Origin of the sequence: Enterococcus sp. E5-37, from assembly GCF_035726925.1 — a bacterium.
GTDB classification, from domain to species: domain Bacteria; phylum Bacillota; class Bacilli; order Lactobacillales; family Enterococcaceae; genus Enterococcus_B; species Enterococcus_B faecium.
The window spans coordinates 184,439-201,629 of sequence record NZ_JAPMLG010000003.1 but is presented as its reverse complement, the minus strand read 5'-3'; the positions used below and the strand labels follow the sequence as shown (position 1 = coordinate 201,629).

The window sequence follows — 17,191 nt, the reverse complement described above, 5'->3', positions numbered from 1 at the left end:
ATTTATCCAAGCTGCCTTGTGACAGTTTGGATAAGGGAACAACTCCCTGAAGTAATGTTTGTTTCAAAAGAAGAACGCTCACTAAGCGTGAATCTTAGTCAATCGTTGCCCTAGATAGAAATCGTTAGGATGTGAAAAAAAGGTGGTTCAAGAAAATATTGTCATAGAAATGCAGAATATTACCAAAGAATTTGGAACATTCAAGGCAAATGACAACATCAATTTACAAGTAAAGGCAGGAGAAATTCATGCGTTGCTTGGAGAAAACGGTGCTGGCAAATCTACATTGATGAACGTGCTTTCCGGATTATTAGAGCCGACATCAGGGAAAATTTTGATGCGTGGGAAAGAAGTAAAGATCACAAGTCCGACCAAAGCCAACCAATTAGGGATTGGGATGGTCCATCAGCACTTTATGCTTGTTGATGCCTTTACTGTAACAGAAAACATCGTGTTGGGAAGCGAGCCTAGTCGCGCAGGGATGCTTGACCATAAAAAAGCACGAAAAGAGATCCAAAAAGTTTCTGAACAGTATGGATTGTCAGTCAACCCAGATGCTTACGTTCGTGATATTTCAGTTGGGATGGAACAACGGGTAGAAATTTTAAAAACACTTTACCGAGGAGCAGATGTACTGATTTTTGATGAGCCGACAGCTGTATTGACCCCTCAAGAAATTGACGAATTAATCGTGATCATGAAGGAATTAGTCAAAGAAGGCAAGTCGATCATTTTGATTACGCATAAGTTAGATGAAATCAAAGCAGTAGCTGACCGCTGTACAGTTATCCGTCGCGGAAAAGGAATCGGTACAGTCAACGTTAAAGACGTAACCTCACAACAATTAGCCGATATGATGGTTGGAAGAACGGTTTCATTCAAAACGATGAAAAAAGAAGCGAAGCCTCAAGAAGTCGTTTTGTCTATTGAAAATCTAGTGGTGAAAGAAAATCGTGGATTAGAAGCCGTGAAAAACTTGAACTTAGAGGTTCGTGCTGGCGAAGTACTTGGTATCGCTGGAATCGATGGAAACGGGCAGTCGGAGTTGATCCAAGCTTTGACTGGTTTGCGAAAGGCAGAAAGCGGACATATCAAGCTAAAAGGGGAAGACATCACTAATAAAAAACCCCGAAAAATCACTGAACATGGTGTAGGACACGTGCCAGAAGACCGTCATAAATACGGGTTAGTCCTAGATATGACATTATCTGAAAATATCGCACTACAAACCTATCATCAAAAACCTTACAGTAAAAACGGCATGCTGAATTATTCAGTAATGAATGAACATGCCAGAGAATTGATCGAAGAATATGATGTTCGAACAACGAATGAACTTGTTCCCGCGAAAGCTTTATCAGGCGGAAATCAGCAAAAAGCAATTATCGCTCGTGAAGTCGACCGAGATCCTGATCTGTTGATTGTTGCAAATCCAACTCGTGGACTGGATGTAGGTGCGATCGAATTTATTCATAAACGTCTGATCGAACAAAGGGACAAATACAAAGCAGTGTTACTGATCAGTTTCGAATTAGAAGAAATTTTAAATGTTTCAGATCGTATTGCTGTTATCCATGAAGGAGAAATTGTCGGTATCGTTGATCCGAAAGAAACATCTGAAAATGAATTAGGTCTATTGATGGCGGGCTATACCTTAGAAGAAGCACGAAAAGAGTTAGAAAAGGGGGCTGGCGCACATGAATGATCGCAACGAGAAATTCCGTAATTTATTAGTGCCTGTACTTTCAGTTATTTTAGGATTGATCTTAGGCGCGATATTGATGGCTGCTTTTGGTTTTCAGCCCATCCAAGGTTATTCTTCTATGCTAGATGCAGCCCTTGGTTCGCAAAGAGGGATAGGTGAAACGTTAAGGCAAGCAACGCCGTTGATTTTTACAGCATTAGGTTTTTCTGTAGCTAACTCAGCTGGGTTTTTCAATATTGGGCTTTCTGGACAAGCACTTTGCGGGTGGATCGTCAGTGTCTGGGTGGCACTTGCGTTTCCAGATCTGCCAAAAGTTGTTTTGCTTCCGTTATGCGTGATCTTAGGTGCCTTAGCTGGTGCGATGGCAGCGGCTGTTCCAGGTTTACTTCGAGCATTTTTTGGAACAAGTGAAGTGATCGTAACAATCATGATGAACTATATCTTATTATACGTAAGCACATTTGCTTTACATGAAGTGATGCCTGAAAGCTATCGCTCAAGTTTGGACTCTTCCAATATGATCAGTCAAAATGCCTCACTGCGGTTACCATGGTTAACACAAGCTTTTGGCGGCTCTCGCGTAAACTCAGGATTATTTTTAGCAATCATCGCGCTTATTTTCGTTTGGCTGCTGATGAAGAAAACGACTTTAGGATTTGAAATCCGTTCTGTTGGATTGAATCCTTTTGCTTCTGAGTATGCAGGAATGAGTAGTAAACGTACGATCGTTTTGTCGATGGTCATTTCTGGCGCTTTGGCAGGGCTTGGCGGTGTGGTTGAAGGATTAGGAACGTATCAAAACTTCTTTGTTCAAACGACTTCGCTATCTATTGGATTTGACGGAATGGCTGTCTCCTTGCTTGGTTCTGGATCAGCAATCGGTATTCTTTTATCAGCGATCTTGTTCAGTATTTTGAAGATCGGTGGACTTGGCATGCAGACAGGAGCAGGTGTTCCGTTTGAGATCGTCAATGTATCGATTGCTTTGATTATCTTCTTTGTCGGGATCAACTTCCTGATTCGTTTCGTCATGGCTAAAGTCTTCCAAGGGAAAAAACAAGAAGAGATCGTTGCGACAATCGAATCGAAACCAACGAATCAAAACCATGAAGGGGGCGAACTATAATGTCGACTATCGAATTAATTGCCTTGATCCTTACTTCTACACTGGTTTATTCAACACCGCTAATTCTAACGTCACTAGGCGGAACTTTTTCTGAACGAAGCGGGATCGTAAACGTAGGGCTAGAGGGAATCATGGTCATGGGTGCTTTTAGTTCCATCGTTTTCAACTTGACGATGAGTCCATCACTTGGTTCTATGACACCATGGATCGCTATTTTAGTGGGTGGCGTCGTAGGTATCCTATTTTCTCTGATTCACGCAGTAGCAACAGTCAGTTTGCGTGCTGACCATATCATCAGCGGGACAGTAATTAATCTGATGGCACCTGCTTTAGGTGTTTTCTTGATCAAAGCATGGTATGGTAAAGGTCAAACTGATAACATCACGCAGAATCTGGGGTATTTTTCTTTCCCAGGATTAGCAGATATTCCGGTCATTGGACCAATTTTCTTTAAAAATACATTCTTACCTGCTTATTGTGCTATTTTGATTGCTGTCCTAGCTTGGGTGATCATCTTCAAGACGAAATTCGGCTTGCGCCTCCGTTCAGTTGGTGAAAATCCTCAAGCTGCTGACACATTAGGTATCAATGTATATGCTATGCGTTATTCAGGCGTACTGATTTCTGGCTTGTTAGGCGGTATGGGCGGTGCTGTTTTTGCTCAGTCGATTTCCGGTAACTTTTCAGCTGGTACGATCGTTGGACAAGGGTTCATCTCCATGGCTGCTATGATCTTTGGTAAGTGGAATCCTTTAGGGGCAATGGGTGCCTCATTGTTCTTTGGTTTTGCTCAAAGCTTGAGTATCATTGGCGCACAATTACCAGTTATTTCTTCGATTCCGCCAGTATTGCTGCAAATTGCTCCATATTTGCTGACAATCATTGTGCTGGTTGTTTTCTTAGGGAAAGCTTCTGGTCCAAAAGCAAACGGGAAGAACTATATCAAATCAAAATAATCTTTTAGCGAATAAAAAGGGTGGGTTACGGGAAGTGTTTTTCGTCTCGCCCTTTTTGTTTTAAAGGCAATAAAAATAAAAAGAAAGAAGGAATAATCATGTTTAAACGCGTACATCTGATCGTCATGGATTCAGTAGGAATTGGAGAAGCACCAGATGCCGATAAGTTCGGTGATATTGGTTCTGATACATTAGGACACATTGCGAAAGAAGCAGGATTGAACGTTCCACATTTAGAGCAGCTTGGTTTAGGAACGATCCGTCCTCTTGAAGGTGTGGAATCAGTGAAAGATCATCAAGGCTATGCGACGAAATTAGAAGAAGTTTCTGTAGGGAAAGATACGATGACAGGCCACTGGGAAATCATGGGATTGAATATCAAAACTCCATTTCGTGTGTTTCCGAACGGATTCCCTGATGATCTGATCAAACAAATCGAAGAATTTTCTGGCCGTAAAGTCGTATGTAACAAACCTTATAGCGGAACAGCTGTTATTGACGATTACGGTGAACACCAAATGAAAACAGGCGATTTAATTGTATATACTTCTGCCGATCCTGTCCTTCAGATCGCGGCACATGAAGAAATCATTCCTTTAGAAGAATTATATCGGATTTGCCAATTCGTTCGTGATATAACAAAAGATGATCCGTATATGATTGGCCGAATCATTGCACGTCCGTACGTGGGTGAACCAGGAGACTTCACACGAACAAGCAATCGCCATGATTATGCGTTGAATCCATTCGGACACACAGTCCTTGATTCTTTGAAAGAAGCAGGAAAGGACGTGATTGCTGTTGGAAAGATCAACGATATTTTCAACGGACAAGGAATCACTGAATCTGTCCGCACGAAAAGCAATATGGATGGCGTTGACCAGCTGCTGAAAGTTATGAAAAACGATTTTTCAGGAATCAGCTTTACCAATTTAGTAGATTTTGATGCACTATACGGTCATCGTCGGGATGTAGTCGGCTATGCGCATGCGATTGAAGAATTTGACTTACGAATTCCAGAATTGCTTGAAGCGATGGAAGAAGACGACTTGCTAATGATTACAGCCGATCACGGAAACGATCCGACGTTTACTGGTACCGATCATACGCGAGAATATGTACCGTTATTGGTTTACAGTAAAAAAATGAAAGAACAAGGGGCATTGCCTCAAGGATATTATTCAGATATTTCAGCAACGATTGCTGAGAACTTTAGTGTTTCTTCGACTGAAAATGGCGAAAGCTTCTTGAAATTATTAAAATAATCTTTTTAAATAGGAGAAAGCAAATGACCAAGTTAAGCGAGATGTTACAAGAAACGACCCAGTTTATCCTTGATAAAGGAGTAAAAGAAATTGATTTTGGTTTGATTCTAGGTTCAGGATTAGGTGAATTAGCAGATGAAATCGAAGATGCTGTAATGATTTCTTATGATGAGATCCCGTTCTTTCCTGTTTCGACAGTAGTTGGGCATGCAGGAAAGCTAGTTTATGGGTCTCTGGCAGGCAAGAAAGTGTTAGCCATGCAAGGGAGATTCCACTACTATGAAGGTCATTCCATGCAAACAGTGACCTATCCAGTACGTGTGATGGCCGGGCTAGGGGCCCATTCAGTCATTGTGACTAATGCATGTGGTGGTGTCAACGAATCATTTGTACCAGGAGATTTGATGCTGATTACCGATCATATCAATTTTACTGGTGAAAATCCTTTGATCGGTCCGAATGAAGATGCAATGGGCCCTAGATTTCCAGATATGAGTCAAGCTTATACGCCTGACTATCAAGCAACAGCAAAAGCAGCAGCAGAAAAACTAGGTTTGGATCTTAAAGAAGGCGTATATATGGGCTATTCTGGACCAACTTATGAAACTCCTGCGGAGATCCGAATGTCTCGGATAATAGGAGCCGATGCAGTAGGGATGTCGACTGTTCCAGAAGTCATCGTAGCAGCTCACAGCGGATTAAAAGTGTTAGGAATCTCTTGTATTACCAACTTAGCAGCAGGTATGCAAGCGAATCTGAGCCATGAAGAAGTTGTAGAAACAACTCAGAGAGTCAAACAATCTTTTAAAGCATTGGTTAAAGAAACATTGACATTATTGTAATAGGAGGAACAATAAAATGAGTGTGCATATTGAAGCGAAAGAAGGCGAGATCGCCGATAAGATTTTACTTCCGGGAGATCCTTTGCGAGCTAAATATATTGCGGAGACTTTTTTGGAAGATCCAGTTTGTTACAATCAGGTACGCGGTATGTTAGGCTTTACCGGCAAATATAAAGGAGAACGTATTTCTGTTCAAGGAACAGGAATGGGAATGCCATCAGCCACCATCTATGCCCATGAATTGATCCAGTCGTATGGTGTAAAGAAATTGATTCGAGTAGGTACATGCGGTGCATTGTCAAAAGACGTCCATGTTCGTGATTTAGTACTAGCACAAGGTGCAGCGACCAGTTCTTCGATGATCGAAAAAAATTTCCAAGCCTTTCATTTTCCTCCAATCAGTGATTTCAATCTATTACTGAAAGCATATGAGATAGCTAAAGAAAAGGGCTATACGGTTCATGTAGGAAATGTTCTTTCGGAAGATTCTTTCTACAAAGATGATTTGACAGAGACATTCCAATTAGCTGAACTTGGCGTTTTAGGAGTGGAAATGGAAGCAGCGGCTCTTTATTACTTAGGCGCGAAATACCATGTGCAGACATTAAGTTTGATGACCGTTAGCGACCATTTGATCACCGGTGAAGAAACAACAGCTGCAGAACGTCAATCTACGTTCAATGAAATGATCGAAGTAGGATTGGAAACAGCGATAGCAGAATAAGAAGGAAATGAAAAAGCTGCCCTGCATTAAGCAATAAGAACATCCAAGCAAAAATAGCTCCTCATGTTTTTGACTTGGCTGGACTTATTATTGCAAATGTAAGCTTTTGAACACCGTTTACCAAGAGGTTGTGAATCTGCCGTTTAACTCTGAGTCACAAGGAACAATTTCAAAAAACAGCTTTTCATGTTTGATGAATATTGTTACTTGTGACCGAGAAGTTGGCAGGAGAACACCGTTTATACGAAAAAAGGGACTGTGACAAATCGTGTCACAGTCCCTTTTTTATAGTGTTTTTTATAGGTAGTATTTTTTAGCAACTGTTAAGTCATCATTTAATTCATAAACAAGTGGTTGACCTGTTGGAATTTCAAGATCCATGATGTCTTCGTCAGAGATACCTTCGATATGTTTAGCTAGGGCGCGTAATGAGTTACCATGTGCAGCTACTAAAACAGTTTTGTTGTCTAGTAATGCTGGAGCAATTTCATCTTGCCAGAATGGCAAAGCGCGTTCTAATGTCACTTTCAAGTTTTCTCCACCAGGAATATCGCGTTTGTCTAACATTGCGTAACGACGGTCATTTGCTGCAGAACCTTCGTCAGTTTCTTCCATTAATGGAGGAAGAGTATCGTAAGAACGACGCCAGATGTGTACTTGTTCGTCGCCGTATTTTTCAGCTGTTTCTTTTTTGTTCAAACCTTGTAATTTACCATAGTGACGTTCGTTTAAGCGCCATGATTTGATTTGTGGTACCCAAAGTTGATCTGAATATTCTAAGATCAAGTTACATGTTTTGATTGCACGAGTTAAAACAGAAGTGTAAGCAACATCAAATTCGATTCCAGCTTCTTTGATTTTGCGTCCGCCTTCTTTTGCTTCTTCGATTCCTTCTGGTGCTAGATTTACATCAGCCCAACCAGTAAATTGGTTCAATGCATTCCATTCACTAAGACCGTGACGAGAAAAAACTAATTTTGGCATGTTTAGCTCTCCTTTTAAGATAGGTTTATATTTCTGAAATTTTCAGTTCTGTTTTATTGTACAATTTTTTGGAAGAGATTTCCATCGAAAAATTAGATAAGATTCTATGAGAAAACAAGTAGAGAATATAAAAAAACGAACAGTGCCCACGCAACTGTTCGTTTTTAGGTATTAGATGCATAATTGCTCGATTTCTTTTTCAGGTAAATTGATATATTTATAACATGTTCCAACTGAAACACCGCATTTTGAAGAAATAAATTGGATCGTTTCTTTTTTTTCATAATAGAGACGTCGGATTTTTTTGATCGTTTTTGCATCGATTTTTGGTCTTCCGCCGATTTTTCCTTTTTTACGAGCTTCATCTAATCCAACTAATGTACGTTCTTTGATCAATGCGCACTCCATGTTTGCTAGGTTTTCCATTAATTGGAAATAGATTTTTCCCATTTCGCGCGTATCGATTCCTTCATCAAGACTAATCAAGTGCAGCCCGCGATCTTTGAATAATTGCGTGAGTTCTGTTAATTGCCGCGTAGATTTGCCTAATCGATGAAGTTGGCAAATGACTAGTGCATCGCCTTGTTGCATGTCAGCGATCACTGACTCCAAATGAACAGCAGTAGAATCATTTTGTTCCACTTCATATGTCTCATGGAAAATTTCTTGACAACCAAAGTCAGATAATTGATCAACCTGAGTTGTTAAATCAACGTCATTTATGGTTGTGCGTGCATAACCAATAATTTTCATGGTGATTCCTTTCTAGCAGTGATTTTCTAACTGGATATAACAGTAAAAATGTAGCATAAAGTACGTCAAAAAGATAGTTTTTTCGCAAATTTTCCGCTGTCTTTTTTAATTGGATGATCAAGCAGTTTTTCTTTATTTACGACGGATTGCGTCAAGAATCTCAACGCCTTTTTCTGAGCCGACAACTACTTTGGAAACCATGTTTAGGAAAAGCCCATGTTCTACTACCCCAACAAGTTCATCTAAATAGGTAGCTAAGCTTTCTGGCTGTTCGATGACTTCTAGATGCAGATCAATGATGTAATGACCACCATCTGTGGTTAGGACTTCTCCGTTTTCGTCTGTACGCAAGACAGGTTGGAATCCTTTTTCTTCAAAAATATGAAGTAGCTGTTGGGAGCCATAAGGGATCACTTCAACTGGGAGTGGGAACTTCCCAAGTTTATTGACTAATTTAGAAGAATCAACGATCCAAATCGTTTCTTTTGAGTACGTAGCGACTATTTTCTCGAAAAGCAAAGCAGCGCCGCCGCCTTTGATCCCTTGAAAATCAGCACTGATTTCATCAGCACCGTCTATTGTCAAATCGACTACGGAGACTTCATCAATACTCTTTAACGGTATTCCTAATTTTTCCGCTTGTTCTTTTGTAGCATTTGAAGTAGTAACTCCTGTGATACGTAAACCTTCTTCACGCATACGGCGACCAATCTCTTCTACCATATAGTAGGCGGTTGAACCGGTCCCGAGACCTACGATCATCCCGTCCTTTACGAATTTCGCGGCTTCAATGCCAGCTAATTGTTTTAAATTCATCTTTGCGTCCACCTTTTTTTAGTTTGAGCATCGTGCTTTCCTCACTATTTTAGCGTGATTTACGGTAAAAAGATACTATTCTTTTTTATTCCAATAAAGCTTTTTCAAAAAAATTTGCATCTCTTGTTGACATGTTTTTTCATTCGTGATATTCTAACAAAGGTGCTTTATCTACAGGTTTCTGTGAAGAAACGTGCTGACTGTTTATCAAAGCATATTTGATAAGGATGCAGACATTGCATTTATTTTTTATCACAAAAAAAGAACCACCTGGATGTGTGGAACTAGACGCAAATCGTGGGAAGGAGGAAACAAGGAATGCCTACAATTAACCAATTAGTACGTAAACCTCGTAAATCAAAGGTGGAAAAATCTAATTCACCTGCTTTGAACAAAGGATATAACAGCTTTAAGAAAACTCAAACTAACGTAAACTCACCTCAAAAACGTGGGGTAGCAACTCGTGTGGGTACAATGACACCTAAAAAACCGAACTCAGCTTTACGTAAATATGCACGTGTTCGTTTGTCAAACTTAATTGAAGTTACTGCTTATATCCCAGGGATTGGTCATAACTTACAAGAACACAGTGTTGTATTATTACGCGGTGGTCGTGTAAAAGACTTACCAGGGGTACGTTACCATATCGTTCGCGGTGCTTTAGATACTGCTGGTGTTAACGACCGTAAACAAAGCCGTTCTAAATACGGAACTAAAAAACCTAAAGCTTAATTTTAATTATTAAACAAATGAAACTTGCTTCTATTTATATAGAAGTAATTACTATGAACAATATTTCGGAAGGAGGAGTTACGGATGCCACGTAAAGGTCCTGTTGCAAAACGTGATGTTTTACCAGATCCTATTTATAACTCAAAATTAGTAACTCGCTTGATCAACCGTGTAATGGTTGACGGAAAACGCGGGATTGCAGCTAACATTATCTATAATGCCTTTGACTTGATCAAAGAATCTACAGGTAACGATCCATTAGAAGTGTTTGAACAAGCAATGAAAAACGTTCAACCTGTTCTTGAAGTTAAAGCACGTCGTGTTGGGGGTTCAAACTACCAAGTACCAGTTGAAGTTCGCCCTGAACGCCGCGTTACTCTAGGTCTTCGTTGGGTAGTAAACTACGCTCGCTTGCGCGGTGAACACACAATGGAAGAACGCTTAGCAAAAGAAATCATGGATGCTGCAAACAACACAGGTGCTTCTGTTAAAAAACGTGAAGACACTCATAAAATGGCTGATGCCAACCGTGCGTTTGCTCACTATCGCTGGTAAGATTCTCTCTGTTTGGTCGGCTTTTATAAGTCGACCTCAGATAGTGTCCTTATTTTTAGCAACTAGATAGTAAAGAGAGGAGAAACAAGGAGAATGACCAGAGAATTTTCTTTACAAAACACTCGTAATATCGGTATCATGGCCCACATCGATGCTGGTAAAACGACTGCTACTGAACGTATCTTGTACTACACTGGTAAAATCCATAAAATTGGTGAAACTCATGAAGGAGCTTCACAAATGGACTGGATGGAACAAGAACAAGAACGTGGTATTACGATCACTTCTGCTGCTACTACAGCACAATGGAAGGGTCACCGAATCAACATCATCGACACACCAGGACACGTAGACTTCACAGTTGAAGTTGAACGTTCATTGCGTGTACTTGATGGTGCTGTAACTGTTCTTGATGCACAATCAGGTGTTGAACCTCAAACTGAAACAGTTTGGCGTCAAGCAACAACTTATGGTGTACCTCGTATCGTATTTGCAAACAAAATGGACAAGATCGGTGCTGACTTCTTATATTCAGTATCAACTTTACATGACCGTTTGCAAGCAAACGCTCACCCAATCCAATTACCAATTGGTGCGGAAGACGACTTCACAGGAATTATCGACCTTGTAACAATGAAGGCTGAAATGTATACAAACGATCTTGGAACAGAGATCGAAGAAACAGAAATTCCTGAAGAATACCGCGAATTAGCTGAAGAATGGCGCGAAAAATTGGTTGAAGCTGTAGCTGAAACTGATGAAGAACTTACTTTGAAATACTTAGAAGGTGAAGAAATCACTGAAGCTGAGTTAAAAGAAGGTATCCGCCGCGCAACAGTTAACGTAGAATTCTACCCAGTACTATGTGGTTCAGCATTTAAGAACAAAGGGGTTCAATTACTATTGGACGCTGTTCTTGATTACTTGCCATCACCGTTAGATATCCCAGCTATCAAAGGGATTGACCCTAAAACTGATGAAGAAGTAGAACGTCCTGCAGACGACAGCGCTCCTTTCTCAGCTTTAGCATTTAAAGTTATGACTGACCCATTCGTAGGTCGTTTAACTTTCTTCCGTGTGTACTCTGGTGTTTTACAATCAGGTTCATACGTACAAAACGCAACAAAAGGCAAACGCGAACGTGTTGGTCGTATCCTACAGATGCATGCCAACTCTCGTTCAGAAATCTCTGAAGTTTACGCTGGAGATATCGCTGCTGCTGTTGGTTTGAAAGACACAACTACTGGGGACACACTATGTGATGAAAAGAGTCTAGTTATTCTTGAATCCATGGAATTCCCAGAACCAGTTATCCAAGTCGCTATTGAACCTAAATCAAAAGCTGACCAAGATAAAATGGGTGTGGCTTTACAAAAACTATCTGAAGAAGATCCTACTTTCCGTGCTGAAACAAACGTGGAAACAGGCGAAACAATCATCGCTGGTATGGGTGAACTTCACTTAGATATCATCGTTGACCGTATGCGTCGTGAATTCAAAGTTGAAGCTAACGTAGGTGCGCCTCAAGTATCTTACCGTGAAACTTTCCGTGCTGGCACTCAAGCCGAAGGTAAGTTTGTACGTCAGTCTGGTGGTAAAGGTCAATACGGTCACGTATGGATTGAATTTACACCAAATGAAGAAGGTGCTGGTTTCGAATTTGAAAATGCGATCGTCGGTGGGGTTGTTCCTCGTGAATACATTCCAGCTGTTGAAACTGGTTTGAAAGATGCTATGGAAAATGGTGTCTTAGCTGGCTATCCATTAGTAGATATCAAAGCTAAACTTTACGATGGTTCATACCATGATGTCGATTCAAATGAAACTGCCTTCCGTGTTGCTGCTTCTATGGCATTACGTGCAGCAGCTAAGAAAGCTAATCCAGTAATCCTTGAACCAATCATGGCTGTAGAAGTTGTTATCCCTGAAGATTACTTAGGTGATGTTATGGGTCACGTAACTGCTCGTCGTGGACGTGTTGAAGGTATGGAAGCTCGCGCTGGCGGCCAACAAGTTGTTCGTGCGATGGTTCCACTTGCTGAAATGTTTGGTTATGCTACAACTCTTCGTTCTGCTACTCAAGGTCGTGGTACATTTACAATGACATTTGACCACTACGAAGATGTACCAAAATCAGTACAAGAAGAAATCATTAAGAAAAACGGCGGAAAAGCTGAATAATTTCTTAAAACCGGATAGTCCTGCAAAGAGATTATCCAAAGAGACTATATTTTTAATATAGTTTCGTGTAAAATAATTATCGATGATATGGGCATGTGGTGTACCTTGTGTACATCATATACCTATCAGACAAATAAAAAATATATTGTATTTTTAGGAGGACATTTTAAAATGGCAAAAGAAAAATTTGACCGTTCTAAACCACACGTTAACATTGGTACTATCGGACACGTTGACCATGGTAAAACTACATTAACAGCTGCAATCACAACTGTACTATCTAAGAAAAACGGCGGCCAAGCTATGGCTTACGATCAAATCGATGGTGCTCCAGAAGAACGCGAACGCGGAATCACAATCTCAACAGCTCACGTTGAGTATGAAACAGATACACGCCACTACGCTCACGTTGACTGCCCAGGACACGCGGACTACGTTAAAAACATGATCACTGGTGCTGCTCAAATGGACGGAGCTATCTTGGTAGTTTCTGCTGCTGACGGCCCAATGCCTCAAACTCGTGAACACATCCTATTGTCTCGTCAAGTTGGTGTTCCTTACATCGTTGTATTCTTGAACAAAGTAGACATGGTTGATGACGAAGAATTACTAGAATTAGTTGAAATGGAAGTTCGTGACCTATTAACAGAATACGAATTCCCTGGTGACGATGTTCCTGTAGTTGCTGGATCAGCTTTGAAAGCTCTAGAAGGCGACGCTTCATACGAAGAAAAAATTCTTGAATTAATGGCTGCAGTTGACGAATACATCCCAACTCCAGAACGTGACAACGACAAACCATTCATGATGCCAGTTGAAGACGTGTTCTCAATTACTGGACGTGGTACTGTTGCTACAGGTCGTGTTGAACGTGGACAAGTTCGCGTTGGTGACGAAGTTGAAGTTGTTGGTATTGCTGAAGAAACTTCAAAAACAACAGTTACTGGTGTTGAAATGTTCCGTAAATTGTTAGACTACGCTGAAGCTGGAGACAACATTGGTGCTTTACTACGTGGTGTTGCACGTGAAGACATCCAACGTGGACAAGTTTTAGCTAAACCAGGTACAATCACACCTCATACAAAATTCTCTGCAGAAGTATACGTGTTGACAAAAGAAGAAGGTGGACGTCATACTCCATTCTTCACTAACTACCGTCCACAATTCTACTTCCGTACAACTGACGTAACAGGTGTTGTTGAATTACCAGAAGGAACTGAAATGGTTATGCCTGGCGACAACGTAACAATGGAAGTTGAATTAATCCACCCAATCGCTATCGAAAACGGTACTAAATTCTCAATCCGTGAAGGCGGACGTACAGTTGGTGCCGGTGTCGTTACAGAAATCAAAGCTTAATTCACTTAAGTTTTAAAGTAAAGCAACATTTATTCGGACGTAATCGCTCGGAACGAAGGTCTCAGGATCTTTGTTCCGAGCTTTTTTATTTATTGCAGGATCAGGAAAAAAGACAGGAGCATTATAATAGAAGAAACACGAAATAAAAGAGTCAGTATTTTCTAAATGAAACTTTATGAAAACAAAATGTTTTTTACAAGAAAAAGCCTTGCTTTGTGAGTTTATATATATTATAATGACAAAGGTGCGTTTACTTTAGTGAATTGCACAGACGTAATCAGAATGATTTCGTCGGCTAAGAAACGAGAGGTTGCGACACGCCCGGACGCTTTGCCACGAACGAGCGTGACGGAAATTTTCGTGGAGCTATGTCTACTTTTCAAAATAGGCGAAGGAGGGAACAAGATGGCAAAACAAAAAATTCGTATCCGTTTAAAAGCGTATGAACACCGTATTTTAGATCAATCAGCGGATAAAATCGTGGAAACTGCAAAAAGAACTGGAGCTAGCGTGTCTGGTCCAATTCCATTACCAACTGAACGCAGTCTTTACACAATTATCCGTGCGACTCATAAATACAAAGATTCACGCGAACAATTCGAAATGCGTACACACAAACGTCTTATCGACATTGTGAACCCAACACCAAAAACTGTTGATGCTTTGATGAAGCTAGACTTACCATCTGGTGTAAACATCGAAATCAAATTATAAAACTAAAACAAAAATAATGGAGGTGTACTCATGACCAAAGGAATCTTAGGGAAAAAAGTGGGAATGACACAAATCTTCACTGAATCTGGTGAATTAATTCCAGTAACTGTTGTAGAAGCTACTCCAAACGTAGTACTACAAGTGAAAACAATGGAAACGGATGGCTACGAAGCTATTCAAGTTGGTTACCAAGATATGCGTGAAGTTTTATCAAACAAACCTGCGAAAGGTCATGTTGCAAAAGCAAACACGGCTCCTAAGCGCTTCATTCGTGAATTCAAAAATGTTGAGCTAGGAGAATATGAAGTAGGAAAAGAAATTACAGTAGATGTTTTCCAAGCAGGAGACATTATTGATGTAACAGGTACTACGAAAGGTAAAGGATTCCAAGGGGTTATCAAACGCCACGGACAAAGCCGCGGACCAATGGCTCACGGTTCTCGTTACCATCGTCGTCCTGGGTCAATGGGTCCAGTTGCACCTAACCGTGTATTTAAAAACAAACGTCTTGCTGGCCGTATGGGTGGCAACCGCGTAACTATCCAAAACTTGGAAGTTGTACGTGTCGATGCAGAAAGAAATGTTATCTTGATCAAAGGTAATGTTCCTGGAGCTAAAAAATCTTTAATCACTATCAAATCAGCTGTGAAAGCTAAATAATTGTAGGAAGAAAGGAGGAACTAAGGAATGCCGAATGTAGCATTATTCAAACAAGATGGAAGCCAAAACGGTGAAATCACACTTAACGAAGAAATCTTCGGAATTGAACCTAATGAAAGTGTTGTTTACGATGCAATCGTAATGCAACGTGCGTCATTAAGACAAGGAACACACGCGGTTAAAAACCGTAGCGCTGTTCGCGGCGGCGGACGTAAACCATGGCGTCAAAAAGGAACAGGTCGTGCACGTCAAGGATCTATCCGCTCACCACAATGGCGTGGAGGTGGCGTAGTCTTTGGACCAACACCACGTTCTTACAGCTACAAACTTCCTAAAAAAGTTCGTCGTTTAGCAATGAAATCTGTATTGTCAGAAAAAGTTGCTGAAAACAACTTGGTAGCAATCGAAGGCTTGAACTTCGACGCACCAAAAACAAAAGAATTCAAACAAGTTCTTGCTAACTTATCTATCGACTCTAAAGTATTGGTTGTTCTAGAAAAAGGTAACGACTTTGCTGCTTTATCAGCACGTAACTTACCAAACGTTTCTGTAGTAACTTCTGATAATGTGAGTGTGCTAGACGTTGTATCAAATACAAAAGTGTTAGCAACACAAACTGCTCTTACTCAAATTGAGGAGGTGCTTGCATAATGAACTTACTAGACGTAATCAAACGCCCAGTGATCACTGAAAAATCAATGCTTGCCATGGATGACAAGAAATACACTTTTGAAGTGGACACTCGCGCAAACAAAACTTTAGTAAAACAAGCGGTAGAAGCTGCTTTTGACGTTAAAGTCAAAAACGTGAACATCGTGAACGTACGTGCGAAATTCAAACGTATGGGCAAATATGCAGGATATACAAAAAAACGTCGCAAAGCGATCGTTACATTGACTGAAGATTCAAAAGAAATCCAATTATTCGAAGCTGCTGAATAAGCGCTAATAGATAACTCATTAAATTAGGAGGGAAAAACGTGGCGATTAAAAAGTACAAACCTACCTCAAATGGTCGTCGTAACATGACAGGTTCTGATTTTGCTGAAATCACAACATCAACACCTGAAAAATCATTGTTACAACCATTGAAAAACCATGCTGGACGTAACAACAACGGCCGCATCACTGTACGTCATCAAGGTGGCGGACACAAACGCCAATATCGCGTGATCGACTTCAAACGTAACAAAGATAACGTTGTTGCAACTGTTCAAACGATCGAATATGATCCAAACCGTTCAGCTAACATCGCGTTAGTACACTATGAAGATGGAGTGAAAGCTTACATCTTAGCACCTAAAGGACTAGAAGTGGGTATGAAACTTGTTTCAGGTCCAGAAGCAGATATCAAAGTCGGAAATGCTCTTCCATTAGAAAACATTCCAGTTGGTACTGTTATCCACAACATTGAAATGAAACCTGGTAAAGGTGGACAATTGATCCGTTCTGCTGGTACAAGTGCTCAAGTACTTGGTAAAGAAGGCAAATACGTATTGATCCGCTTGAACTCTGGTGAAGTTCGTATGATCTTAGCTGCATGCCGTGCTACAATCGGTTCTGTAGGTAACGAACAACACGAATTAATCAACATCGGTAAAGCTGGACGCTCTCGTTGGATGCGTAAACGCCCAACTGTACGTGGTAGCGTAATGAACCCTAATGATCACCCACACGGTGGTGGTGAAGGTAAAGCTCCTATCGGACGTAAAGCACCAGTTTCTCCTTGGGGTCAACCAGCTCTTGGTTACAAAACTCGTAACAAAAAAGCTAAATCAGACAAACTTATTGTTCGTCGTCGCAAAAATAAATAATTACTT

At 40.6% G+C, this 17,191-nt stretch carries 18 protein-coding genes; 15 read left to right on the top strand and 3 right to left on the bottom strand.

The genetic code is table 11. The features are described 5' to 3' along the window. Positions 1–142 precede the first annotated feature (142 nt). From OS138_RS03860 to deoD, 6 genes are all read left to right on the top strand, one after another. A complete protein-coding gene (locus OS138_RS03860) occupies positions 143–1,705 on the top strand; it encodes an ABC transporter ATP-binding protein (RefSeq protein ID WP_002289202.1) in 1,563 nt (520 codons plus the stop codon). Further along, positions 1,698–2,831: an ABC transporter permease gene (locus tag OS138_RS03855; protein WP_325069738.1), complete on the top strand. Its 1,134-nt coding sequence runs from the start codon at positions 1,698–1,700 to the stop codon at positions 2,829–2,831. Before OS138_RS03860 ends, OS138_RS03855 begins: the two co-directional genes overlap by 8 nt. After that, positions 2,831–3,787 (top strand): ABC transporter permease, encoded by a 957-nt coding sequence (locus tag OS138_RS03850; protein ID WP_002289200.1) that lies wholly within the window; start codon positions 2,831–2,833, stop codon positions 3,785–3,787. The genes OS138_RS03855 and OS138_RS03850 overlap by 1 nt, the downstream gene beginning before the upstream one ends. Positions 3,788–3,885: 98 nt before the next feature. After that, on the top strand, positions 3,886–5,052 hold the full coding sequence (gene deoB / locus OS138_RS03845; RefSeq protein WP_002307310.1) for a phosphopentomutase: 1,167 nt from the start codon (positions 3,886–3,888) through the stop codon (positions 5,050–5,052). 23 nt (positions 5,053–5,075) lie between these two features. Continuing rightward, positions 5,076–5,894, top strand: a complete 819-nt coding sequence (locus OS138_RS03840; protein ID WP_104857421.1) for a purine-nucleoside phosphorylase — start codon at positions 5,076–5,078, stop codon at positions 5,892–5,894. Positions 5,895–5,910: 16 nt separating this feature from the next. Beyond that, entirely contained in the window at positions 5,911–6,618 is a 708-nt protein-coding gene (gene deoD, locus OS138_RS03835) for a purine-nucleoside phosphorylase (RefSeq protein ID WP_002289197.1), read from the top strand. Positions 6,619–6,915: 297 nt separating this feature from the next. On the opposite strand, the gene gpmA is transcribed toward deoD, so the two are convergent. The 3 genes from gpmA to rpiA all read right to left on the bottom strand — a co-directional run bounded on the left by gpmA (position 6,916) and on the right by rpiA (position 9,171). After that, positions 6,916–7,602 carry a 2,3-diphosphoglycerate-dependent phosphoglycerate mutase gene (gene gpmA, locus OS138_RS03830; protein ID WP_002294321.1) on the bottom strand — a complete coding sequence of 229 codons (687 nt, stop codon included), beginning with the start codon at positions 7,600–7,602 and terminating at the stop codon, positions 6,916–6,918. A gap of 171 nt (positions 7,603–7,773) precedes the next feature. Further along, positions 7,774–8,355, bottom strand: a complete 582-nt coding sequence (locus tag OS138_RS03825; RefSeq protein WP_002294320.1) for a recombinase family protein — start codon at positions 8,353–8,355, stop codon at positions 7,774–7,776. A 132-nt stretch (positions 8,356–8,487) separates the two neighbouring features. Continuing rightward, the gene (rpiA, locus tag OS138_RS03820; RefSeq protein ID WP_325069736.1) at positions 8,488–9,171 is read right to left on the bottom strand and encodes a ribose-5-phosphate isomerase RpiA; all 684 of its coding nucleotides are present in this window, start codon (positions 9,169–9,171) and stop codon (positions 8,488–8,490) included. Positions 9,172–9,489: 318 nt separating this feature from the next. Between rpiA and rpsL the strand changes: the two genes are divergently transcribed. From rpsL to rplB, 9 genes are all read left to right on the top strand, one after another. Further along, positions 9,490–9,903 (top strand): 30S ribosomal protein S12, encoded by a 414-nt coding sequence (rpsL, locus tag OS138_RS03815; RefSeq protein WP_002294318.1) that lies wholly within the window; start codon positions 9,490–9,492, stop codon positions 9,901–9,903. An 84-nt stretch (positions 9,904–9,987) separates the two neighbouring features. Next, positions 9,988–10,458: a 30S ribosomal protein S7 gene (gene rpsG, locus OS138_RS03810; RefSeq protein WP_002290440.1), complete on the top strand. Its 471-nt coding sequence runs from the start codon at positions 9,988–9,990 to the stop codon at positions 10,456–10,458. 93 nt (positions 10,459–10,551) lie between these two features. Beyond that, positions 10,552–12,639 carry an elongation factor G gene (gene fusA, locus OS138_RS03805; RefSeq protein WP_002294317.1) on the top strand — a complete coding sequence of 696 codons (2,088 nt, stop codon included), beginning with the start codon at positions 10,552–10,554 and terminating at the stop codon, positions 12,637–12,639. 171 nt (positions 12,640–12,810) lie between these two features. Then, positions 12,811–13,998: an elongation factor Tu gene (gene tuf, locus OS138_RS03800; RefSeq protein WP_002290442.1), complete on the top strand. Its 1,188-nt coding sequence runs from the start codon at positions 12,811–12,813 to the stop codon at positions 13,996–13,998. 405 nt (positions 13,999–14,403) lie between these two features. After that, entirely contained in the window at positions 14,404–14,712 is a 309-nt protein-coding gene (rpsJ, locus tag OS138_RS03795; protein ID WP_002290443.1) for a 30S ribosomal protein S10, read from the top strand. 30 nt (positions 14,713–14,742) lie between these two features. Then, entirely contained in the window at positions 14,743–15,372 is a 630-nt protein-coding gene (gene rplC, locus OS138_RS03790) for a 50S ribosomal protein L3 (RefSeq protein ID WP_002290445.1), read from the top strand. Positions 15,373–15,399: 27 nt separating this feature from the next. After that, positions 15,400–16,023 (top strand): 50S ribosomal protein L4, encoded by a 624-nt coding sequence (gene rplD / locus OS138_RS03785; RefSeq protein WP_002290446.1) that lies wholly within the window; start codon positions 15,400–15,402, stop codon positions 16,021–16,023. Then, a complete protein-coding gene (rplW, locus tag OS138_RS03780; protein ID WP_002290449.1) occupies positions 16,023–16,313 on the top strand; it encodes a 50S ribosomal protein L23 in 291 nt (96 codons plus the stop codon). The genes rplD and rplW overlap by 1 nt, the downstream gene beginning before the upstream one ends. A 38-nt stretch (positions 16,314–16,351) precedes the next feature. Then, positions 16,352–17,185 carry a 50S ribosomal protein L2 gene (gene rplB, locus OS138_RS03775; protein WP_002290451.1) on the top strand — a complete coding sequence of 278 codons (834 nt, stop codon included), beginning with the start codon at positions 16,352–16,354 and terminating at the stop codon, positions 17,183–17,185. The last annotated feature ends 6 nt before the right edge of the window (positions 17,186–17,191 follow it).